Source organism: Hyphomicrobium sp. 1Nfss2.1, assembly GCF_965243865.1.
In the GTDB taxonomy this organism is placed as follows: Bacteria; Pseudomonadota; Alphaproteobacteria; order Rhizobiales; family Hyphomicrobiaceae; genus Hyphomicrobium_A.
In genome coordinates, this window is sequence record NZ_OZ251603.1 from 2,556,421 (window position 1) to 2,577,336 (window position 20,916).

At 63.6% G+C, this 20,916-nt stretch carries 24 protein-coding genes; 15 read left to right on the plus strand and 9 right to left on the minus strand.

Annotated elements, in window-relative coordinates:
• Positions 1 to 139: 139 nt before the first annotated feature.
• The 10 genes from ACP15D_RS12485 to ACP15D_RS12530 all read left to right on the plus strand — a co-directional run bounded on the left by ACP15D_RS12485 (position 140) and on the right by ACP15D_RS12530 (position 8,217).
• Positions 140 to 460 carry a HesB/IscA family protein gene (locus tag ACP15D_RS12485; protein ID WP_072370320.1) on the plus strand — a complete coding sequence of 107 codons (321 nt, stop codon included), beginning with the start codon at positions 140 to 142 and terminating at the stop codon, positions 458 to 460.
• A gap of 27 nt (positions 461 to 487) precedes the next feature.
• The gene (locus ACP15D_RS12490; protein WP_072370323.1) at positions 488 to 871 is read left to right on the plus strand and encodes a NifU family protein; all 384 of its coding nucleotides are present in this window, start codon (positions 488 to 490) and stop codon (positions 869 to 871) included.
• A gap of 29 nt (positions 872 to 900) precedes the next feature.
• Entirely contained in the window at positions 901 to 2,088 is a 1,188-nt protein-coding gene (nifS, locus tag ACP15D_RS12495; RefSeq protein WP_424957815.1) for a cysteine desulfurase NifS, read from the plus strand.
• Entirely contained in the window at positions 2,081 to 3,265 is a 1,185-nt protein-coding gene (gene nifV / locus ACP15D_RS12500) for a homocitrate synthase (RefSeq protein WP_424957816.1), read from the plus strand. The genes nifS and nifV overlap by 8 nt, the downstream gene beginning before the upstream one ends.
• Positions 3,250 to 4,026 carry a serine O-acetyltransferase gene (gene cysE, locus ACP15D_RS12505; protein WP_424957817.1) on the plus strand — a complete coding sequence of 259 codons (777 nt, stop codon included), beginning with the start codon at positions 3,250 to 3,252 and terminating at the stop codon, positions 4,024 to 4,026. The genes nifV and cysE overlap by 16 nt, the downstream gene beginning before the upstream one ends.
• 10 nt (positions 4,027 to 4,036) lie before the next feature.
• Complete coding sequence (gene nifW / locus ACP15D_RS12510; RefSeq protein WP_072370334.1) at positions 4,037 to 4,393, plus strand: nitrogenase stabilizing/protective protein NifW; 357 nt, start codon at positions 4,037 to 4,039, stop codon at positions 4,391 to 4,393.
• 180 nt (positions 4,394 to 4,573) lie between these two features.
• A complete protein-coding gene (locus ACP15D_RS12515; protein ID WP_424957818.1) occupies positions 4,574 to 5,419 on the plus strand; it encodes an electron transfer flavoprotein subunit beta/FixA family protein in 846 nt (281 codons plus the stop codon).
• An 18-nt stretch (positions 5,420 to 5,437) separates the two neighbouring features.
• Positions 5,438 to 6,544: an electron transfer flavoprotein subunit alpha/FixB family protein gene (locus tag ACP15D_RS12520; RefSeq protein WP_424957819.1), complete on the plus strand. Its 1,107-nt coding sequence runs from the start codon at positions 5,438 to 5,440 to the stop codon at positions 6,542 to 6,544.
• A 10-nt stretch (positions 6,545 to 6,554) separates the two neighbouring features.
• The gene (locus ACP15D_RS12525; RefSeq protein WP_424957820.1) at positions 6,555 to 7,862 is read left to right on the plus strand and encodes an FAD-dependent oxidoreductase; all 1,308 of its coding nucleotides are present in this window, start codon (positions 6,555 to 6,557) and stop codon (positions 7,860 to 7,862) included.
• 58 nt (positions 7,863 to 7,920) lie between these two features.
• On the plus strand, positions 7,921 to 8,217 hold the full coding sequence (locus ACP15D_RS12530) for a ferredoxin family protein (protein ID WP_424957821.1): 297 nt from the start codon (positions 7,921 to 7,923) through the stop codon (positions 8,215 to 8,217).
• 195 nt (positions 8,218 to 8,412) lie between these two features.
• Here ACP15D_RS12530 and rplS read toward each other — a convergent pair whose 3' ends face one another.
• From rplS to hrcA, 9 genes are all read right to left on the minus strand, one after another.
• Positions 8,413 to 9,066 (minus strand): 50S ribosomal protein L19, encoded by a 654-nt coding sequence (rplS, locus tag ACP15D_RS12535; protein ID WP_424957822.1) that lies wholly within the window; start codon positions 9,064 to 9,066, stop codon positions 8,413 to 8,415.
• A 284-nt stretch (positions 9,067 to 9,350) separates the two neighbouring features.
• On the minus strand, positions 9,351 to 10,067 hold the full coding sequence (gene trmD / locus ACP15D_RS12540; RefSeq protein ID WP_424957823.1) for a tRNA (guanosine(37)-N1)-methyltransferase TrmD: 717 nt from the start codon (positions 10,065 to 10,067) through the stop codon (positions 9,351 to 9,353).
• Positions 10,068 to 10,243: 176 nt separating this feature from the next.
• Positions 10,244 to 10,531 carry a DUF1330 domain-containing protein gene (locus tag ACP15D_RS12545; protein ID WP_072370350.1) on the minus strand — a complete coding sequence of 96 codons (288 nt, stop codon included), beginning with the start codon at positions 10,529 to 10,531 and terminating at the stop codon, positions 10,244 to 10,246.
• Between the two features lie 36 nt (positions 10,532 to 10,567).
• Positions 10,568 to 11,281 carry an orotidine-5'-phosphate decarboxylase gene (pyrF, locus tag ACP15D_RS12550; protein ID WP_424957824.1) on the minus strand — a complete coding sequence of 238 codons (714 nt, stop codon included), beginning with the start codon at positions 11,279 to 11,281 and terminating at the stop codon, positions 10,568 to 10,570.
• Between the two features lie 238 nt (positions 11,282 to 11,519).
• Positions 11,520 to 12,107, minus strand: a complete 588-nt coding sequence (locus tag ACP15D_RS12555; protein WP_424957825.1) for an NADPH-dependent FMN reductase — start codon at positions 12,105 to 12,107, stop codon at positions 11,520 to 11,522.
• A 16-nt stretch (positions 12,108 to 12,123) separates the two neighbouring features.
• On the minus strand, positions 12,124 to 13,257 hold the full coding sequence (dnaJ, locus tag ACP15D_RS12560; protein ID WP_424957826.1) for a molecular chaperone DnaJ: 1,134 nt from the start codon (positions 13,255 to 13,257) through the stop codon (positions 12,124 to 12,126).
• Positions 13,258 to 13,478: 221 nt separating this feature from the next.
• On the minus strand, positions 13,479 to 15,404 hold the full coding sequence (gene dnaK, locus ACP15D_RS12565) for a molecular chaperone DnaK (RefSeq protein WP_424957827.1): 1,926 nt from the start codon (positions 15,402 to 15,404) through the stop codon (positions 13,479 to 13,481).
• Positions 15,405 to 15,640: 236 nt separating this feature from the next.
• Entirely contained in the window at positions 15,641 to 16,243 is a 603-nt protein-coding gene (gene grpE, locus ACP15D_RS12570) for a nucleotide exchange factor GrpE (protein ID WP_424957828.1), read from the minus strand.
• A gap of 71 nt (positions 16,244 to 16,314) precedes the next feature.
• Positions 16,315 to 17,373 carry a heat-inducible transcriptional repressor HrcA gene (hrcA, locus tag ACP15D_RS12575; protein WP_424957829.1) on the minus strand — a complete coding sequence of 353 codons (1,059 nt, stop codon included), beginning with the start codon at positions 17,371 to 17,373 and terminating at the stop codon, positions 16,315 to 16,317.
• A gap of 157 nt (positions 17,374 to 17,530) precedes the next feature.
• Between hrcA and rph the strand changes: the two genes are divergently transcribed.
• From rph to hemW, 5 genes are read left to right on the plus strand one after another with little or no spacing between them, the layout of a single operon-like run.
• The gene (gene rph / locus ACP15D_RS12580) at positions 17,531 to 18,244 is read left to right on the plus strand and encodes a ribonuclease PH (RefSeq protein WP_424957830.1); all 714 of its coding nucleotides are present in this window, start codon (positions 17,531 to 17,533) and stop codon (positions 18,242 to 18,244) included.
• A 13-nt stretch (positions 18,245 to 18,257) separates the two neighbouring features.
• Positions 18,258 to 18,686 (plus strand): DUF1772 domain-containing protein, encoded by a 429-nt coding sequence (locus tag ACP15D_RS12585; protein WP_424957831.1) that lies wholly within the window; start codon positions 18,258 to 18,260, stop codon positions 18,684 to 18,686.
• The gene (locus ACP15D_RS12590) at positions 18,683 to 19,108 is read left to right on the plus strand and encodes a VOC family protein (RefSeq protein WP_424957832.1); all 426 of its coding nucleotides are present in this window, start codon (positions 18,683 to 18,685) and stop codon (positions 19,106 to 19,108) included. The genes ACP15D_RS12585 and ACP15D_RS12590 overlap by 4 nt, the downstream gene beginning before the upstream one ends.
• Positions 19,105 to 19,728 (plus strand): RdgB/HAM1 family non-canonical purine NTP pyrophosphatase, encoded by a 624-nt coding sequence (rdgB, locus tag ACP15D_RS12595; RefSeq protein WP_424957833.1) that lies wholly within the window; start codon positions 19,105 to 19,107, stop codon positions 19,726 to 19,728. The genes ACP15D_RS12590 and rdgB overlap by 4 nt, the downstream gene beginning before the upstream one ends.
• A complete protein-coding gene (gene hemW, locus ACP15D_RS12600) occupies positions 19,715 to 20,911 on the plus strand; it encodes a radical SAM family heme chaperone HemW (RefSeq protein WP_424957834.1) in 1,197 nt (398 codons plus the stop codon). Before rdgB ends, hemW begins: the two co-directional genes overlap by 14 nt.
• Positions 20,912 to 20,916 lie beyond the last annotated feature (5 nt).

Here is a 20,916-nt window from a genome sequence, read left to right on the forward strand (position 1 = left end):
CGACGCCAATTGTTGCGATCCTAACAAGCAGAACACGCCAAGATAACACAATAATAACAATGACATGGGGCGGGGACCGTGGTGGCACGCTCGTTGCGATGCATCCCATTAGCGAACCCATCCGAGGGAGTGTCCACCCATGATCGATGTCACCACCGAAGCCGCCACCGCCATCAAGGCCGCCATGCAGCGCACGGGCAATGTCGAAGCCGGCTTGCGCATCACGGTCCAGAACGGCGGCTGCGCCGGCTACAAGTACCTCATCGGCCTCGACGCCGAGCCCCGCTCCGATGACTCCGTCATCGAGGCCAGCGGCGTGAAGGTGTTCATCGATCCCGATTCCGCCCCGCTACTCGCCGGCATGCGCCTTGGCTTCGTCGAAAGCCTCGAAGGCTCGGGCTTCACCTTCGACAACCCGAACGCTGCATCGAAGTGCTCGTGCGGCAAGTCGTTCGGTTGATCTCGGATTTCGCGAAGGAGAACGCGCGTGGACGACGTTTCTGCAACTTCTGAAGCCGTAACAAAACGCGAGCCGACCGTGCCTGCGCGCTTCACGCGACCGGCGCCTCAGGCGCGCCCGCCTCAGGCGCTCCGGCCGCAGGCGCCGGCCCGTCCGGCCGAGCCGCGCGTCATGGACGGCGACTCGCTGGAGAAGATCGCGCTCATCGAGAAGGCCATCGAAGATATCCGCCCGTTCCTCAAGCGTGATGGCGGGGACTGCGAGCTGGTCGATGTCGAGGGCAACACCATCTACGTCAAGCTCACGGGCGCTTGCGTTGGTTGCCACATGGCATCCGTTACGATCGCCGGCGTCCAGGAGCGTCTGGTTGCGATGCTTCGCGTGCCGCTGCGGGTTGTTCCGGTCGGTTGAACTGACGAGCGTACCTTACGAGGCGGATCATGGCGGCGATCTATCTCGACAATAATGCGACGACGCGCGTTGATGCGCGCGTGATCGACGCGATGCTCCCCTTCTTGAAGGAGCATTTCGGCAATCCTTCCTCGATGCATGCGTTCGCCGCGGCCCCGCTCGCGGCGGTTCGGCTCGCCCGGGGACAGGTGCGCGAACTCGTCGGTGCAGCACACGACGACGAGATCGTGTTTAACTCCGGCGGCACCGAGGGCGCCAACGCCGCCATCCGTTCGGCGCTCGAGGTGTCGCCGGGGAAAACCGAGGTCATCACCAGCGCAGTCGAGCACCCCGCGGTGCTGACGCTCTGCAACGCTCTGTCGAGCAGCGGCGTTCGCGTGCACGTCATTCCCGTCGACAAGCGCGGCCAACTCGATATGGCCGCTTATCAGGCAGCGCTGTCCGATCGCGTCGCCGTTGTTTCCATGATGTGGGCCAACAACGAGACCGGTGTAGTGTTTCCGGTAGCCGAGTTGGCGGCCAAGGCCAAGGCAGCAGGGGCGCTGTTCCACACCGATGCCGTGCAGGCCGCCGGTAAAATCCCCCTGAATGTGAAGTCGACGTCCATCGATATGCTGTCGATCTCGGGTCATAAGCTGCATGCGCCCAAAGGCATCGGAGCGCTTTACGTGCGCCGAGGTGTGCGCATCGCCCCGCAGGTCATCGGTGGTCGACAGGAGCGCGGTCGCCGCGGCGGCACTGAGAATGTTCCCGCTATCGCCGCTCTCGGCAAAGCCGCAGAACTGGCCCTGCAGCACCTCGAATATGAGGCGACGAGCGTGCGTGCGCTGCGTGATCGCTTCCAGGACGCCATTACTTCGAGCATCCCAGGCTGCCTCATCGTCGGCAGTGAATCGGAGCGGGTTCCCAACACGCTCAACGTCGCCTTCACCGGCGTCGTCGGCGAGGATGTCGTCCTGCTGCTCGACCGCGCCGGCATCGCCGCATCGCTCGGATCTGCTTGCGCGGCAGGCTCGTTCGAGCCATCGCACGTACTACGCGCCATGCAGGTTCCCGAATCCGCGCTGCACGGCGGCGTGCGCTTCTCCCTTTCGCGCGAGACCACTGCCGAGGAAATCGATCGCGCCATCGACATCATCCCCGGCGTCATCGCCAAGCTGCGTGACATGGCGCCCCCGACAGAGGGCGTCCCCGCCATGGGTGATGCTCATGCTTGATCAAAGCGCCCCGTCCACGCCAGTCATCCTCAACGATACGACGCTACGTGATGGCGAGCAGGCGCCAGGCGTCGCCTTCTCCATGCGTGAGAAGGTCGCTATCGCCGCTGCGCTCGCCGAGGCGGGCGTCACGGAGGCCGAGGTCGGCACTCCGGCGATGGGCCCTGAAGAAATTGCAGCTATCAAGGCTATCGTCGATGCCGGGCTTCCGCTGCGGCCCATCGCCTGGTGCCGCATGCGCACAGACGATGTCGACGCCGCGCTGCGAACCGACGTCTCGATGGTCAACCTGTCCGTGCCCGTCTCGGACGTCCAGATCGCAGCCAAGCTGCGCGGCGGACGTGACGCCGTGCTTGAGCAGATCGATCGCGTTGTCGGCTACGCCCGCACCAATGGTCTCGACGTTGCCGTCGGCGGCGAAGATTCATCGCGAGCCGACGTTGACTTTCTCATCGATGTAGCCGCTGCGGCGAGGGCGGCCGGCGCACGCCGGTTCCGCATCGCCGACACGCTCAGCGTGCTCGACCCATTCGCCACCTATTCTCTGGTCGAGCGCCTGCGCAGGGCGACAGACCTGGAAATCGAAATTCACGCCCACGACGATCTCGGTCTTGCGACCGCCAATACTCTCGCAGCCATCCGTGCTGGCGCAACGCACGCTTCGGTAACGGTCATCGGCCTTGGCGAGCGCGCCGGCAACGCGCCGCTTGAAGAGGTGGCTATCGCCTTGATGCAGCTCTACGGCCGGCAGACTGGCATCGTTCCCACAAGCCTCGATCATGTTGCGCGCACTGTTGCGGCGGCCGCCGCGCGCCCTGTTCCGCCCGGCAAGGCCATCGTCGGCGATCATATCTTCACTCATGAATCGGGCATCCACGTCGATGGCCTTCTGAAGGATCGCCGCACATACCAGTCGCTCGATCCAGCACTTCTCGGACGCGCGCACCGGATCGTCATCGGTAAACACTCGGGTCTCGCCGCCATTTCATCTCGCCTTGGTGAAATGCACCTCGAAGCTGACGCGCAGGAGATGAGCGCCATTCTCGCGCGCGTTCGGGCCCTCGCGACAACGACGAAGGCCGCGGTCAGCGAAGCGGAACTCACCGAAATCTGGCGCGAGGTGCGCTGTGCTTCGGCAATTTCTCTCGATGGGAGGGGCGCATGGGCGAAGTCTTGAATCTCGCGCGGGACAAGGGCGCTGGCGAGAGCCAGCCCGAGCCTGGACTCTTCAAGCTCATCGCCGAGGATGTCCGCTGCGTGCGCTCGCGCGATCCTGCGGCCCGCAGCAGCCTGGAGACGCTGCTCACCTATCCCGGTGTGCACGCCATCATCTGGCACCGCCTCGCCAATCGCCTGTGGCGCAGCAATTGGCGCTTCTCTGCCCGGCTGACCGCGTGGTTCGCCCGCCTGCTCACCAACGTCGACATCCATCCCGGCGCAACTATCGGACGTCGCTTCTTCATCGATCACGGATCGGGTGTCGTCATCGGCGAGACCGCGGTGATCGGCAACGACGTGACGCTCTATCATGGTGTCACTCTCGGCGGCACGACTTGGTCCACTGGCAAGCGCCACCCGACACTGGAGGATGGCGTCGTCATCGGTGCCGGCGCGAAGATCCTTGGTCCCATCATCATCGGCAGCGGCGTCCGCATCGGTGCCAACTCCGTCGTCGTCAAGAACGCGCCCCCGGGGGTCACGCTCGTTGGCATTCCCGCGCGCATCGTTCGCCCCGAGCGTCCTGGCGGCCGCATCGCCGGACGCATCGACCTCGATCACCATCGCATTCCAGATCCCGTAGGTGAGGCGCTCGCGAGCCTCCTCGACCGTATCGACTTCCTCGAGACACGGCTCGCGCACATGCAAAAGCGCCTTCGCGACAGCAACGGCGCAGCGCCCAAGCGGGACGATGAACCCTTCCACCAGCCCAATTGCTAGGAGTTGAACCATGACGGCGATAGCCACGACAGACAGCGACATCCTCGCCAGGCTGAATGCAGCATCCTCCGCCGAGGACTTTTTCAACATCCTGGGGCTGCCCTACGACGAAAAGGTCGTTCGCGTCGCTCGTCTGCATATCCTGAAGCGTATGGGCCAGTACCTCGCCAAAGAAGACTTCACCGGCCTGTCGTCCGAGGAAATCTCTGATCGCTGCCGCACCAATCTCGAACGCGCGTACGATGACTTCGTCACGTCTACGCCGATCGACCAGCGCGTCTTCAAGGTGCTGCGCGAAGCCGTGCAGCCTAAGCCTGAGGTAAAGCCACAAGCCGCGTTCGTTCCTCTCGACTCGCTATTCAAATAGGTCGCGGAAGGAGCGCGATCACTGTCGTGTTTCCGACACGCATGTTCGTTCTCCACCGCACACGTTTCCGGCAACGCGACGCGCACAAGTAGCGGTAATCACGCAAAAAAATTAGCAATCCAGCCGGTTGGTACGGCGCTTGCTCATACCAGATGAAACGCTTCGAGGACATGGCGCGCTATGCACATCGTCGTCTGCATCAAGCAGGTTCCAGACTCCGCCCAGATCCGCGTGCACCCGGTGACCAACACCATCATGCGCCAGGGCGTGCCGACCATCATCAACCCCTATGACCTCTTCGCCATCGAGGAGGCCCTGCGCTTGCGCGACAAGCTCGGCGGTGAGGTGACGATCCTCACCATGGGCCCGCCGATGGCCGAGGACACGCTGCGCAAGGCGCTCACCTTCGGCGCCGACCGCGCGGTGCTGCTCACTGATCGCTTCTTCGCCGGCTCCGACACCCTCGCCACCACGTTCGCACTGGCAGCGGCGATCAGAAAGATCGGTGAGACGTTCAGTCCGGCGGACATCGTCTTCACCGGCAAGCAGACCATCGACGGTGACACCGCCCAGGTCGGTCCCGGCATAGCCAAGCGCCTCGGCCTTACGCAGCTCACCTATGTATCGCGCGTCGCCGATGTCGATGGCGAAGCGCGCACCATCAAGGTGGAGCGCCGCGCTGAAGGCGGTGTGCAGGAGCTGGCAACGAAGATGCCATGCCTCATCACTATGCTGGAGGGCACCAACGAAATCCGCCGCGGCTCAATGAGCGACGCCCTGCGCGCCTCCCGCGCGGAGATCGTCAAATGGAGCGCCGCGGACGCGGGCATAGAGGACACCGCCAAGTGCGGGCTGCGCGGCTCGCCCACCATCGTCAAGAAGGTGTTTGCACCGAGCCCGCGCGCCACCAAGGCCACAATGGTCGAGCCGGGCGATGCAACGCCGGCAGAAGCACTGATCGCCGAAATCTTCAAACAGCAGCCCGAGCTTGAATCGAAGCTGATGACGCTCGCACGCGGATACTAGAACCGCAGAGGGATCGAGATGGCCGAGGCACCAAAGAAACCCGCAGCCGCCGGTGGCCGTGCCGGCACCAAGAAAGAGCTGCCCGAGCATTTCAAAGACTATAAGCACGTCTGGGTCTTTATCGAGCAGGAGCGCGGCGTCGTGCATCCTGTCTCCTGGGAGCTGCTTGGTGCTGGCCGCGACCTAGCGAACAAGCTCGGCGTTGATCTGGCGGCCGTTGTTCTCGGCGCCCCAGGTGGCGGGGTGAAGGAAGCCGCTGCCGAGGCGAGCTGCTACGGCGCCGACCTTGCCTATATCGTCGAGAGTGATGTCCTCACCGACTACCGCAACGAGCCCTACGCTCGGGCGATGACCGAGCTGGTCAACACCTACAAGCCCGAAATCCTGCTGCTCGGCGCCACGACGCTCGGGCGCGACCTTGCCGGCGCTGTCGCGACGACGCTGCTGACCGGCCTGACCGCCGATAGCACGGCGCTCGATGTCGACGCCGATGGATCGCTCGCAGCCACCCGCCCGACCTTCGGTGGCTCGCTTCTCTGCACCATCTACACGCTCAATTATCGGCCGCAGATGGCCACCGTCCGTCCGCGCGTGATGTCCATGCCCGACCGCGTCGAGCGCCCGCTCGGCCGCCTCGTCGAGCACAAGTTCGCCATGGTCGAGGACGACGTCGTCACCAAGGTTCTCTCGTTCATCGCCGACCGCGAGTCGGACAAATCGAGCCTCGCTTACGCCGACGTCGTCGTCGCCGGTGGCCTCGGCCTCGGTTCGCCGGAAAACTTCCAGCTCGTGCGCCAGCTCGCCTCCGTGCTCGGTGCCGAATACGGCTGCTCGCGTCCCGTCGTTCAGAAAGGCTGGCTGCCGGCGGAGCGTCAGATCGGCCAGACCGGCAAGACCATCCGCCCGCGCCTCTACATTGCCGCCGGCATCTCCGGCGCCATCCAGCATCGCGTCGGTGTCGAGGGCGCCGACCTGATCGTTGCGATCAACACCGACAAGAACGCGCCGATTTTCGACTTCGCCCACGTCGGTCTCGTCACCGACGCCGTGCGGTTGTTGCCCGCGCTCACGGAAGCGTTCCGCAAGCGCCTGTCCGCCAGCACCAGCGAACGTATTGCGAGCTAGGAGAGCACCGATGATCGACGAAAAATTCGATGCCATCGTTGTCGGAGCCGGTATGGCAGGCAACGCCGCCGCGCTCACCATGGCGCAGCGTGGCATGAAGGTTCTGCAGCTGGAGCGTGGCGAATACTCGGGCTCCAAGAACGTGCAGGGCGCCATTCTCTATGCCGACATGCTGGAGAAGCTCATCCCGGATTTTCGCGATGATGCTCCTCTGGAGCGCCATCTCGTCGAGCAGCGTTTCTGGATGATGGACGACCGCTCGCACGTCGGCTTGCACTATCGCTCCGAGGACTTCAACGAGCAGAGCCCAAACCGCTACACGATCATTCGCGCCCAGTTCGACAAGTGGTTCTCGAAGAAGGTGCAGGAAGCCGGCGCCGTTGTCCTGTGCGAGACCACAGTGGTCGAGCTCGTCAAGGATTCGTTCGGCAAGGTGATCGGCGTGCGCACTGACCGCTCCGGCGGCCTCATCCGTGCCGACGTTGTCGTCATCGCCGAGGGTGTCACAGGCCTGCTGGGCACACGCGCCGGCCTGCGCGAGATCCCCAAGCCCGAGAACACCGCGCTCGCCGTGAAGGAAATGCACTTCATGCCGCGCGAGACCATCGAGTCGCGGTTCAACCTCAAGGGCGACGAAGGCATGGTCATCGAGGCCGCTGGCACCATCTCCCGCGGCATGACCGGTATGGGCTTCATCTACTCCAACAAGGAATGCGTCTCGATCGGCATGGGCTGCCTGGTGTCGGACTTCCAGCGCACCGGCGAAACACCCTACGGCCTGCTCGATGCCTTCAAGCGCCACCCATCGGTTGCCCCTCTCATCGAGGGCTCCGAGGTGAAGGAATATTCCGCCCACCTCATCCCCGAAGGCGGCTTCAAGGCCATCCCGCAGCTCTATGGCGACGGCTGGGTCGTGGTCGGTGACGCAGCGCAGCTCAACAACGCCATCCACCGCGAAGGCTCGAACCTCGCGATGACCTCCGGCCGCATCGCCGGCGAGGCCATCTTCCAGTTGCGTTCGCGGCGCGAGGAAATGACCGAACAAAATTTGTCGCTGTACAAGGAGATGTTGGACAAGTCATTCGTTATCAAAGATCTGAAGAAATACAAGGACATGCCAGCGCTTCTTCACACGCAGTCACAGAATTTCTTCCTCACCTATCCGCAGCTCGTCAGCAAGGCGATGCAGAGCTTCGTGCGCGTCGATGGCACGCCGAAGGTGGAGAAGGAGAAGAAGACGATCCGCTCGTTCGTCAACGCTCGCTCCTGGCTCGGCCTGTTCGCCGACGGCTTCCGCTTGGCGCGCGCTTGGCGATGACACATGCGCAGGACTTACCCATCCGCACTTCGGGCGGCGAACGGAATTGGAGGTTGATATGACGGCCCCACTCACAGTCCGCGTCGAGGACAAGCTCTACCAGAACCGCTACCTCGTCGACACCGGGCGCGTGCACATCAAGGTGCGCCCGCACGCGACGCCGACGCCGGAGCTGCGCGCGCTGCTCACCGCATGCCCAGCCGGCTGCTACGCGCTCAACGGCGCCGGCCAGGTCGAGATCGCCGCTGACGGTTGCGTCGAGTGCGGCACCTGCCGCCTCATCGCTGAGCCGTCTGGCGACATCGAGTGGAGTTACCCGCGCGGCGGTTACGGCGTGCTCTACAAGTTCGGCTAGACCGCTTAGGCGAGTTCAGCTGAAGCGCAGAACAATAGCGCCGGGACGTGTCGCGCGGCCCGCGCGTGCGATGCACCGCACAGCCGTGACGTCGGCCCACGCGACAAGAGACAGCATCGCGCGTCCCAAAACAAAAACGGCGCGCCGATAAAGCGCGCCGTTTTCAAATTTCATCCGCCAGGTGAGCGAAGCCGATCAGGCCTTCGCCTCTTCCTCGGCCGGAACCTCGGCAGCGGAAGCCTCGGCGATCAGCGCCTGAGCCTGCCCCACCCAATCGTCCTTCTCGATGCGGCCAGCGAGCTGCAGCGTCTCGTCGACGTTGGTGATGTCCTCGTCCGAGAAGTTGGCGATCTGCTCCAGCTTGATGCAGTTGAGCTGGCGCAGGCGCGCTGCGAGGTCGGCGTCGATGCCCTTGATCTTCGTGAGATCGTCGGCCTCGCCCTTCTGCTTCTTGAAGCCCTTCCAGGCCGCGTTGAGGCGGCGCGCACGTGCGTCCGAGCGCTCAGGGATACGAGCAGCCTTGCCGCGACGGCCACGCAGATAATAGAGCTTCGCGCGGCGGACCTTACCGCGACGCACAACCTCGATCTCGGCGATGTATGGAGAATAGATCGGGAAGACGCGCTCGACGCCCTCGCCGTAGGAGATCTTGCGAACGGTGAAGTTCTCGTTGATGCCGGCGCCGGAGCGGCCGATCACGACGCCCTCGTAGGCCTGGGTGCGGACGTTCTCGCCCTCGATCACCTTCACCATAACCTTGACGGTATCGCCCGGGCCGAATTCGGGCACACCGCGCTTCGCCGTGACGGCGCTGATCTGCTCGCGCTCGAGCTCTTGGATAACGTTCATAGGGCACCTAAACTGTAGAAATAGGCCGGCGGGGCACGGCCGATGGCCAGCACCCCTAAACGGCAAGCCTTAGGGAATTAGCCGCGGGTCATAGCCGAAACCCGAGGGCTTGTCGATATGGTGATTGCGTCAAACGGGCCGTTTGAAGGCCCGCCTGCGCAGAATCCTGGCTGCAGCCATGTCGCAGGCCGGTTGGACCTTATATTTTCGTCTCTTAACCGAAGCAACGAAGGCTTTCGCGCGCGCTTCGCGGGTGCGCGCTACGAGGCCGGCCAGAGCAGTACTCAGCGCCGCTTCAGCAGGTCGGGGCGCCGCTCCGCCGTAATCCGCGCCGCCTCGCTTCTCCGCCACTCGGCGACCCTTTTATGGTCTCCCGACAGCAGCACCTCCGGGATAGCCCTGCCCTCCCATTCGCGCGGTTTGGTGTACTGCGGATACTCCAGCAGGCCGTCCTCGAAGCTCTCCTCCCCCAGCGAGTCCGACGCGCCGAGCACGCCCGGCAGCAACCGCACGCACGCATCGATCAGCACCATCGCCGCCAGTTCACCGCCCGACAGCACATAGTCGCCGATGGAAACCTCGCGCATCCTTCGGCCGGCGATCACGCGCTCGTCGACCCCTTCGAAGCGCCCGGCCAGCAGCATCACCCCAGGCCCGGCCGCAAGCTCCGCAGCAAGCGCCTGGCTCAACGGCTCTCCCCGGGGAGACAGATAGATCAGGGGCGCATCGGGTTCGCCCTGGCGCGCATGATCGATGGCGGCGGCCAATACGTCCGCGCGCATCACCATGCCCGCACCCCCGCCGGCCGGCGTGTCGTCGACGGCGCGATGTCGCCCGATGCCGAACTCGCGCAGCGGGATCGCCGCCAATGACCACAGCCCCGCCTCCAGCGCCTGCCCCACGAGCGAGACCCCCAGCGGCCCCGGAAACATTTCCGGGAACAGCGTCAGCACGTTTACGCGCCACGCCGCGCGGTCACCCTTTTCCGGAAAGTGCGCCATCAATGCGCTCCCGATACCTCTGCGGGGGAGGGCTCCCGATACCTGTTCCCTCCCCCCTTGCGGGGGAGGGCTAGGGAGGGGGGTGCTAACAACGACAGAGGTGCTGCTTCACCTTCACCCCCACCCCGCCCTCCCCATCGAGGGGGAGGGAGAAGTGAGGAAGCCGCTCGTCGGAATTAAACGCCTTCCACCACGACGATGTCTATGGTGCCCGCGCCCTCGCGCTCCGCCTTCGCGGCCGCGTATTCCGGCGACGTTGCGTAGCCCTCGGCAGCCTCATAGCTCGGGAACTCGAGCACCACGTTGCGCTGTGTCCCGTTGCCTTCCATCAGTCGGCACCGGCCACCGCGAACGATCGGCACCCCGCCGAACTTGTCGAGCGCGATCTTCGATTTCGCAACGTACTTCGCCCACTTTTCGGGGTCCGTCACCGTCGCATGCGCGATCACATAACCTTTGGCCATCTTAGTTCTCCTCCCGGCGTTGTTACGCGCGTCGCTTCAATGCCGCGACTGCGCTTCGCGGATGTGGTTGACGAATGTTTCCGCGGCGAGCTTGGGGTCGTCGGCCTGCGTGATCGGCCGTCCGACCACGATGTAATCGGCGCCCGCCCTGACGGCGTTATCCGGCGTCGTGATGCGCTGCTGGTCGTCTGTCGTGCTTCCCGTCAGGCGGATACCCGGCGTTACGATGAGGAAGCCAGGACCGACAGCCTCGCGAATGCGCCCTGCCTCCTGGCCCGATGCGATCACGCCATCGAAACCGGATTCGCGCGCCAGCTCCGCGCGGCGCAGCACCATTTCAGCCGGGCTAGCTGTAGCGCCCTGCTGCTTCAGATCATCGGCGGTGAGGTTGGTCAGAACGGTTACCGCCAGAAGCTTCAGCTTCGAAGATCCGCGCCCGGCAACGGCCGCGCGCATTGTCTTCAGGTCATGGCCATGCACCGTGAGGAAATCGACGCCGAGCTCGGTGGCATTGGCCACGGCTCGCTCCACCGTATTGCCGATGTCCAGCAGCTTCAGATCGAGGAACACGTTCTTGCGTTCCGCTTTGAGCGCACGCGCCAGCTCGAGCCCGCCGGCGAACAGCAATTCCAGCCCGACCTTGTAGAAGTGAACGGAATCGCCGAGCTGGGCGATGAGCCTCTGCGCCTCCTCGAGTGTCGGCATGTCGAGGGCGACGATCAGACGATCTCTGGCGGAGTGTGCAGTCATGAGGTCAATCGTGCTGGCATGAGCTAGGATAACAGAACAGTGGGCGACCGATCCGGGGGCTCATACACCCCCTCACCCGCCGCTCATGCTGCGCATTTCACGGCGACCTCTCCCCACCGGGGAGAGGTGGTCACGTCGGTCAGCGGCAGGCAACCACGTAACCTCTCCCTTGAGGGAGAGGTCGGAAGCGATCGAAGATCGTTTCCGGGTGAGGGCCGCACGCTTGGCCATTGCGGCGCTAGCCATGCAGCACATGCGCTGCGCGCGCAAGCTTCTGGATCAGGGCCTTGAAGATTTCCTGGCTCTCCTTGTTGTGGAGATGCCCGTCTGCGCCAAAAGCGTCCTTCGCCCGCGGCACCGCGAACTGATCCGGCAGCACCAGCGCGCCGAGCCCAAGCTCCAGCACCTGCCGCACCGTCGTCAGACTGCGCAGGCCGCCCATTCCGCCCGGGGACGCCGACCCGAGTGCGAACACGCGGGTCTTGTAGACCTCAGCACCGCTCGGCCCGGGCTCGCGCACCCGGCTTACCCAGTCGAGAGTGTTTTTCAGCAGCGGCGTGATCGACGAGTTGTATTCCGGGCTGGCGATGAAAATGCCGGTGTGCGCCGCCATCAGCTCCTTGAACTTGTAGGCGTTCTCGGGCGGGCCTGAAGTCGCTTCGTCATCACCGTTATAGAGCGGCATCGGATAGTCGCCGATGTCGGCGAAGGTCGATGCGATGCCGTTCGCCTCGGCTATCTTGGCGCCGAGTTCTGCAAGCTTTTGGTTATAGGAGCCGGTACGCGAGGACCCGGCGAAAAACAGAAGTCTCACCGTGCTTGTCATCGTTCCTCGCGCCGGATCAGCTCTTGCCTTCGAAGAAATCTTTAACGCGCGCGAAGAACCCGTGGCTCTCCGGGCTCGTCTCCTTGTGGCTCTCACGCTCGAACTCTTCGAGCAGCTCCCTCTGGCGTTTCGTCAGGCTCTTCGGCGTCTCGACCTCGACCTGGATGTACATGTCGCCGTTCACCTTGGAGCGCAGCACCGGCATGCCCTTGCCCTTCAGGCGGAACTGCTTGCCGCTCTCCGAGCCCTCCGGGATCTTGATGCGCGTCGCGCCGCCGTCGACAGTCGGAACCTCGATCTGCCCGCCGAGCGCCGCAGTCGTCATGGCGATCGGCACCTTGCAGAAGATGTCTGCGCCGTCGCGCTGGAAAAACTCGTGCGGCTTCAGCGACAGGAAAATGTAAAGGTCGCCCGCCGGGCCACCGCGCAGCCCCGCTTCGCCTTCGCCGGCAAGACGAATGCGGGTGCCATCCTCTACGCCCGGGGGAATGTTAACGGAGAGCGTACGCTCCTTGGTGACGCGGCCAGAGCCGTGGCACGTGCCGCACGGATCTTCGATCGTCTCACCACGCCCCTGACAGTTGGGGCACGTGCGCTCGATGGTGAAGAAGCCCTGGCTCGCGCGCACCTTGCCGTGGCCGCCGCACGTCGGGCAGGTGACGGGCTTGGTGCCGGCGCGGGCACCGGTGCCAGAGCAGGTTTCACAGGAAACCGAGGTCGGCACGCGGATCTGCGCGGTCTTTCCCTCGTAGGCTTCCGATAGCGTGATCTCGAGGTTGTACCGCAGGTCGGCACCGCGCTCACGGGCCGATCGAGAACGCTGCCCGCGTCGCCCGCCCATGAACTCGCCAAACAGATCGTCGAAGATATCCGACATCGACGAGGCAAAGTCCGGCCCGAAGCCGCGGGCACCGCCGCCGCCATGCTCGAACGCGGCATGGCCGAAATGATCGTACGCCGCGCGCTTCTGCGGATCTTTCAGCACCTCGTAGGCTTCGCTGACTTCCTTGAAGCGGACTTCGGCTCCCTCATCGCCCGGATTGCAATCCGGATGGAATTCCTTGGCGAGCCGCCGGTAGGCAGACTTCAGCTCTTGCTCGCTCGCGCTTCGGGACAGCCCGAGCGTCTCATAGTAGTCGCGCTTGGACATGTTCAGCGCGGATCCTTCGAATTGGTGCACAGATGAATTAGCCCTTCAGTGGGAAATAGCGATGTTTTACGCGCGGGGGAAGGGTTTGTGGCGCGTTTGGTATGTGGAGAGGCCGGGGTGTGGCCGCAAGCCACTGCGACGCCAAAGTGGACCCCTCTAACGCCGAGCCCGGCCGCAGGGGCCGGGCTCGCGTTTTAATCATCACTAATCGCGCTGATGGATCAGGCCGACTTCTTCTTGTCGTCCTTGACCTCTTCGAAGTCGGCATCGACGACGTTTTCATCGCCCGACGAGGAAGCGGTGGAACCCGCATCGGCATCGCCGCCACCGGCGCCCTGCTGGCCGGCATAGATGGCCTCGCCGATCTTCATGGCTGCCTGCGCCAGCGCGGTGGTAGCCGCGTTGATGCGCTCGGCGTCGTCAGAGCCGACAGCTTCCTTGAGGTCCGCAATAGCCTTCTCGACGTCCGGCTTCGCCGCCGTAACCGCCGGGTTGCTCGCATTCTCGGAGAGCTGCTTCTCGGTCGAGTGGATAAGCGCCTCGGCGTGGTTCTTTGCCTCGATCACCTCGCGGCGCTTCTTGTCCTCGGCCGCATGCGATTCGGCGTCCTTCACCATCCGATCGATCTCGGAGTCGGAAAGACCGCCCGATGCCTGAATGCGGATCGACTGCTCCTTGGCGGTCGCTTTGTCCTTCGCCGACACGTGCACGATACCGTTGGCGTCGATGTCGAACGTGACCTCGATCTGCGGCACGCCGCGCGGCGCCGGCGGAATGCCGACGAGATCGAACTGGCCGAGCAGCTTGTTGTCGGCCGCCATCTCGCGCTCGCCCTGGCTGACGCGGATGGTCACCGCGTTCTGCCCGTCTTCGGCGGTCGAGAAGGTCTGGCTCTTCTTGGTCGGAATCGTCGTGTTGCGCTCGATCAGGCGGGTGAACACGCCACCCAGCGTCTCGATGCCCAGCGACAGCGGGGTAACGTCGAGCAGCAGGACGTCCTTCACTTCGCCCTGCAGCACGCCGGCCTGAATGGCAGCGCCGATGGCGACGACTTCGTCCGGGTTGACCCCCTTGTGGGGCTCCTTGCCGAAGATCTGCTTGACGACTTCCTGCACCTTCGGCATGCGCGTCTGACCACCGACGAGGACCACCTCATCGATGTCCGCAGCCTTGAGGCCGGCGTCCTTGATCGCCTTCTCGCACGGACCCTTGGTGCGCACGATGAGATCGTCGACGAGGCTCTCCAGCTTGGCGCGGGTGAGCTTCAGCGTCAGATGCTTCGGACCCGAAGCATCGGCCGTGATAAACGGCAGATTGATTTCGGTCTGAGTGGCGCTCGAAAGCTCGATCTTCGCCTTCTCGGCAGCTTCCTTCAGGCGCTGCAGCGCAAGCTTGTCGTTGCGCAGGTTGATGCCGGTCTCTTTCTTGAACTCATCGGCGAGGTAGGCAACGAGCTTCATGTCGAAGTCTTCGCCGCCGAGGAACGTGTCACCGTTCGTCGACTTCACCTCGAACACGCCATCGCCGATCTCGAGGACCGAGATATCGAACGTGCCGCCGCCGAGGTCGTACACCGCGATCGTCTTGGAATCTTTCTTCTTGTCGAGACCGTAGGCGAGCGCCGCTGCCGTCGGCTCGTTGATGATGCGCAGCACCTCGAGACCCGCGATCTTGCCGGCGTCCTTGGTCGCCTGGCGCTGCGCGTCGTTGAAGTATGCGGGAACCGTGATGACCGCCTGCGTGACCTTCTCGCCGAGCTTGGCTTCGGCCGTCTCTTTCATCTTCTGCAGGATGAAAGCGGAGATCTGCTGCGGAGAATACTGCTTGCCGTGGGCTTCGACCCAGGCATCGCCACTGGGGCCTTTGACGATCTTGTAGGGAACGAGATCCTTGTCCTTCTCGACCATCGGATCATCGTACCGGCGTCCGATCAGGCGCTTAATGGCGAAGAACGTATTGAGGGGGTTGGTCACCGCCTGACGCTTGGCGGGAAGGCCGACGAGCTTTTCGTCGTCAGCAGCGAAGGCCACGATCGACGGAGTCGTGTTCATGCCTTCGGCGTTTTCCAGAACCCTCGGCTTGCCGCCCTCCATGACAGCCACGCACGAGTTCGTGGTTCCGAGGTCGATGCCGATCACTTTAGCCATGTGCCTATCCTCATCCTTCTGCGGCAGGCCGTCCGGACCCGACTATCCGGCGTCCAGGATATCCGGCGGCGCAAGCTGCGCACCGAAACGGCCCCCTATGGAGCATCCAAACGGTAAACGACGCTTATATAAGGTGGCTTTTAAGCGGCGCAACGGGCGCAAGCTGAGCTTGCGCAGTCAATTTTCCCCAGTCTTCAGCCAAATCCATCACGCGGCGCCAATCGCACGGCGCACGATCAGGCAGCGTCGTCAGATTCCTTGGGCTCAGCTGCGCCCTTACCCTCGGTCGGGCGCTTTTCTCCGCCCTTCGCGACCACGACCATCGCCGGCCGCAGTACGCGGTCACCGAGATTATAGCCTTCCTGATAGACCTGGACGATTGTTCCCGGCGCCATATCCGGCTGGTCCACCTCGACCATAGCCTGATGCTGGTGCGGATTGAACGGCTGTCCGGATGACTCCATCCGCTTAACGCCGTTGCGGTCCAGCACGTTGAGGAACTCGCGCTCGGTCATCGATACGCCCTCGATCAGCGCCTTGAGCGCAGGGTCGGCGTCGGCCGCGCCCGCCGGCACCGCAGCTGTCGCACGCTGCAGGTTGTCACCGACGGCCAAGAGGTCACGCGCAAACTTGGTGATGGCGTATTTCGCCGTCTCGTCCTTCTCGCGCTCGGTCCGCTTGCGCAGATTGTCCATCTCGGCATGGGCGCGCAGCAGACGATCCGTCAGATCGGCAATCCGACCTTCCAGAACCTGTACGGTACCTTCGCCGTCTCCGGTCGGCGCACCATTGCCTCCGGCAGCGGTTTCACGGTCGGGCTTCTTGTCTTCGTCAGCCATGATCTCTCCGCAGGGGGATTGGGCGGATTAAAGGGGATTGCGTGCCGGATATCAGGCTTAAGGAGCAAAAATCAAGTCAACAGGCGGCTTACAAGTTTCGCTGTATAGTCGACCATGGGGATTATGCGAGCGTAATTGATCCGCGTCGGACCGATAACACCCAATACGCCCACGACTTTACGGTGCTCGTCGTGGAACGGCGCTACAACCAGCGATGACCCCGATAGCGAGAACAGTTTGTTCTCCGATCCGATGAAAATGCGCACGCCGTCGGCGCTTTCGGACAGCCCGAGCAGTTGCACGAGGTCCCGCTGGCGCTCCAGGTCGTCGAACAGCAACCGGATACGCTCCAGATCCTCCTGCGCATTCACATCCTTGAGCAGGTTCGCCTGCCCGCGCACGATCAGGCTCTTGCGATCATCGAGCGCACCCGACCACTCGGCCAGCCCCGCCTGGATGACGCGCTTGGTGAGTTCGTCGAGCTCAGCCCGCGCCGACTGCAGCTGCTGCTCGATATGCGTCCTCGCTTCTCCAATCGTGAGGCCGCGGATGTGCGCATTGAGATAGTTGCTGGCCTCGATTAGAGCCGACGGCGGCAGCCCCTGCGGCAAGTTGATGATGCGATTCTCAACCGTCTGGTCCTCGCCCACCAGCACCACGAGCGCCTTGCCGGGCTCCAGCATCACGAATTCCAGATGCTTGAGGCGTGTTACCTGCTTGTCGGCCAGCACCACGCCGGCGCAGTGCGACAGACCGGAGATCATCTCGCCAACCTGACGCAGCACGTCATCGATGCCGGTAGTGGGTTTGCCCGCGATCTGGGTTTCGATCTGCCGCCGCTCCTTAGAGGTGAGATCACCCACCTCCAGCAGCGCATCGACGAACATCCGGAGGCCGAGCTGGGTCGGGAGCCGCCCCGCCGACGTGTGCGGGGCAACGATTAGCCCCAGCTGTTCCAGATCCGACATCACGTTGCGGATCGACGCAGGCGACAATGTCATCGGCAGCACGCGTGACAGATTCCGCGAGCCCACAGGCTCACCGGTTTCCAGGTACGATTCGACGATTTGCCTCAGAATAGCGCGCGAGCGTTCGCTGAGCCTGTTGAGTTCGCTAACGCTTTCGGACATCGCTTGGGTGTTTTCGACCTCGCGTTCGAGTACTCGGAAGCTTAGGGATCGAGCCCCCGCTTCGTCAAATGGTCGGCGGTTTTGGTTGATGCGCGCTTAGCCCTCCCTTAGGTTCGGCCGACTTCACACCCAGCAACAACCCGGTTCGGCAGCCTCAATGCGCCCTTCGAAACGTAAATCCGACGAACTGCGCCGCGTCTCCATCGAGCGCGCCGTCTCCAAACACGCAGAAGGCTCATGCCTCATCAAGTTTGGCGACACCCACGTTTTTTGCACGGCGAGCCTCGAAGAGCGAGTTCCTCCGTGGCTGAAGGGCCAGGGTCGCGGCTGGGTCACGGCTGAATATGGGATGCTTCCACGCGCCACCAACGAGCGCACCCGCCGTGAGGTGACGGTCGGGCACCCGTCCGGCCGCACGCAGGAGATACAACGTTTGATCGGCCGCTCCCTGCGCGCCATCATTGACCTCCCGAAGCTGGGTGAGCGCCAGATCAGCGTCGATTGCGACGTTATCCAGGCCGATGGCGGCACACGGACCGCCTCCATCACGGGCGCATGGGTTGCCCTGCACGACTGCATTCAGTGGATGAAGCTGCGCGACATGGTCGAGGACGGTGTGCTGCGCGATCATGTGGCGGCGGTGAGCTGTGGCATCTACAAGGGCACGCCGGTACTCGACCTCGACTATGCTGAGGACTCTTCGGCCGATGCGGATTCAAACTTCGTCATGACCGGATCGGGCGGTATCGTCGAGGTTCAGGGAACTGCAGAAACCACCGCGTTCAGCCAGGACAGCTTCGATCAGCTCATGGCACTTGCCAAGAAGGGCATCGGTGAGCTCGTCGCACTCCAAAAGCTGACCGTCGCCTAAAAGGGGGCCGGACATGCTATTCGGCGGATTTGCATTGGCCGTCGCAGCCATGTTCACTGGCGCGGCGTTCTACATCAACTTCGCCGAGCAGCCGGCCCGCCTCACCTTGGACGATCGATCGCTGCTCGAGGAATGGAAGCTGAGCTACCGCGCCGGATTCGCCATGCAGGCATCGCTGGCCATCATCGGCTTCGCCCTCGGCATGCTGGAGTGGTTACTGTCGCAGGAGCTTGCATGGCTGCTTGGCGCGCTATTGCTCATCGCCAATTGGCCTTTCACCTTGCTCGTGATCATGCCGATCAATAAGACGCTGATGGAAACGCCGATCGATCACGCTGGTGCTCAGTCGCGCGCGCTGATCGAGAAGTGGGGACGGCTGCACGCCGTCCGAACCGCATTGGGCGCGGCGGCAACTGCGCTCTTCATCTGGGCTGCTACATGACAGTCATCTCCACTCCCGCGCGCATGCTTGAAACCGTGCTCTATGCCCGCGATCTAACAGCCATCGAAGAATTCTACGCTCGCGTGCTCTCGATGCAGCCAACCGCCAAGGCGGACGGACGCCAGATCTTCTACCGCCTCGGCGATCAGATGCTTCTGTTCTTCAATCCGCTGATGACCAGTCGCGCGCCGGCTGACGACGCCGAGCTGCCCGTGCCGCCTCATGGCGCAGACGGCGAAGGCCACGTGTGCTTCGCCGCCACCCCGGATGAGATTACGCAGTGGCGCGACCGGCTCGAGCAACAAGGCGTGCCGATCGAAGCCGACTTCGAGTGGCCGAACGGCGGACGCTCCATCTACTTCCGCGATCCCGCCGGCAATTGCCTGGAATTTGCCGAGCCGCGCATCTGGGGAATTGAATGACGCGCCGACTGAGCCGCGGCGACAAGTTGGTGGTCGCCACCCACAATCCCGGCAAGGTCTGGGAGATAAACAAGCTCATCGAGCCTTACGGCCTCGCCGCCGTCTCCGCCGGAGACCTTGGCCTCAAAGAGCCCGCCGAGACCGAAACGACGTTCACGGGCAACGCCAGGATCAAGGCCGTTTTCGCCGCCGAAGGCTCCGGGTTGCCAGCGCTGGCCGACGATAGCGGTATTGAGATCGACGCCCTCGATGGTGCCCCGGGCGTCTACACGGCTGACTGGGCCGGCCCCAATCGTGACTTCTCCATCGCCATGCAGAAGGTGCACGACGAGTTGGTTAAGCGTCGGGGCTGGAATGGTGAGCCCTTGCGCGCCAACTTCATTTCTGTCCTATGCCTCGCTTGGCAGGACGGGGACGTGCAGTTCTTCGAGGGCAAAGTTTACGGTCACGTCGTGTGGCCACCGCGCGGCGGCAATGGCTTCGGTTATGATCCGATCTTCGTCGCCGACGGCCACACCGAGACGTTCGGCGAAATGGAGCCGGCCTGCAAATATGCCATCTCGCACCGAACTATGGCGTTCGAGCACTTCAAGCGTGCCGTCCTCGATGACGCCGCCTGACGATCCAGGCTTCGGGCTCTACGTCCACTGGCCGTTCTGCGCGCAGAAGTGCCCCTATTGCGACTTCAACAGCCACGTCCGTTTCGGCGGCATCGACGAGCCGCGTTTCCGCACCGCCTTCCTGCGCGAGTTGGAGCATACCGCGCAGCGCCTCGGCCCGCGCACGGTCACAAGCATCTTCTTCGGCGGCGGCACGCCCTCGCTGATGCAGCCCGAGACCGTCGCCGCCATTCTCGATCGCGCCGCTGAACTCTGGCATGTCGCCCCGGATGCCGAGATCACGCTTGAGGCCAACCCCGGCAGCGTCGAAGCCGGCCGCTTTCGCGGCTATCGCACCGCGGGCGTCAATCGCGTTTCGCTCGGCGTGCAGTCGCTACGCGACGACATCCTCAAATCGCTCGGCCGCATTCACTCCGTCGCCGAGGCGAAAGCGGCCATCGAGATCGCCCGGACCACCTTCGATCGCTTCACGTTCGACCTCATCTATGCGCGCCCGAAACAGACGCCGGACGAATGGCGTGCCGAGCTGCGTGAGGCGCTTCTTATCGCCGGCCACCATCTGTCCCTCTATCAGCTCACAATCGAGCCCGAGACCCCGTTCGCTGCGCTTCACGCCGCCGGCAAGCTCATCGTGCCCGACGAGGACACGGCTTTCGCGCTCTACGATGTTACTCAGGAGATGACCGCCGCCGCCGGGCTTTCCGCCTACGAGGTCTCGAACCATGCCGCTCCGGGCGAGGAAAGCCGCCACAACCTGCTCTATTGGCGCTACGGCGAATATGCCGGCATCGGGCCTGGCGCACACGGCCGCATCGTTCCGGACGGCGTGCGCAACGCCACCAGCACCGAGCGCAACCCGGAAAGCTGGGCGGCGCTCGTCGAGCGTGATGGCCACGGCATCATCGAGGATACGCCCCTCACCCGCGCCGAGCAGGCCGATGAGATGCTGCTGATGGGCCTGCGTCTCTCCGAAGGCCTTGACCTGCAGCGGCTCGCACAGCTCTGCGGTGCCCCGCTGCCGGGCAAGACTGTATCCGAGCTGACACAGCAGGGTCTTATTGAGACGATCCCCGGGACACAGCGCATAAAAGCGAGCGGATCGGGGCGCTTCATTCTGAATGAGATCGTGCTACGCCTCGCGCTCGATCTTCCGACTGAGAAGCTCCCTTCCGCCGCCGAGTAGAAAGA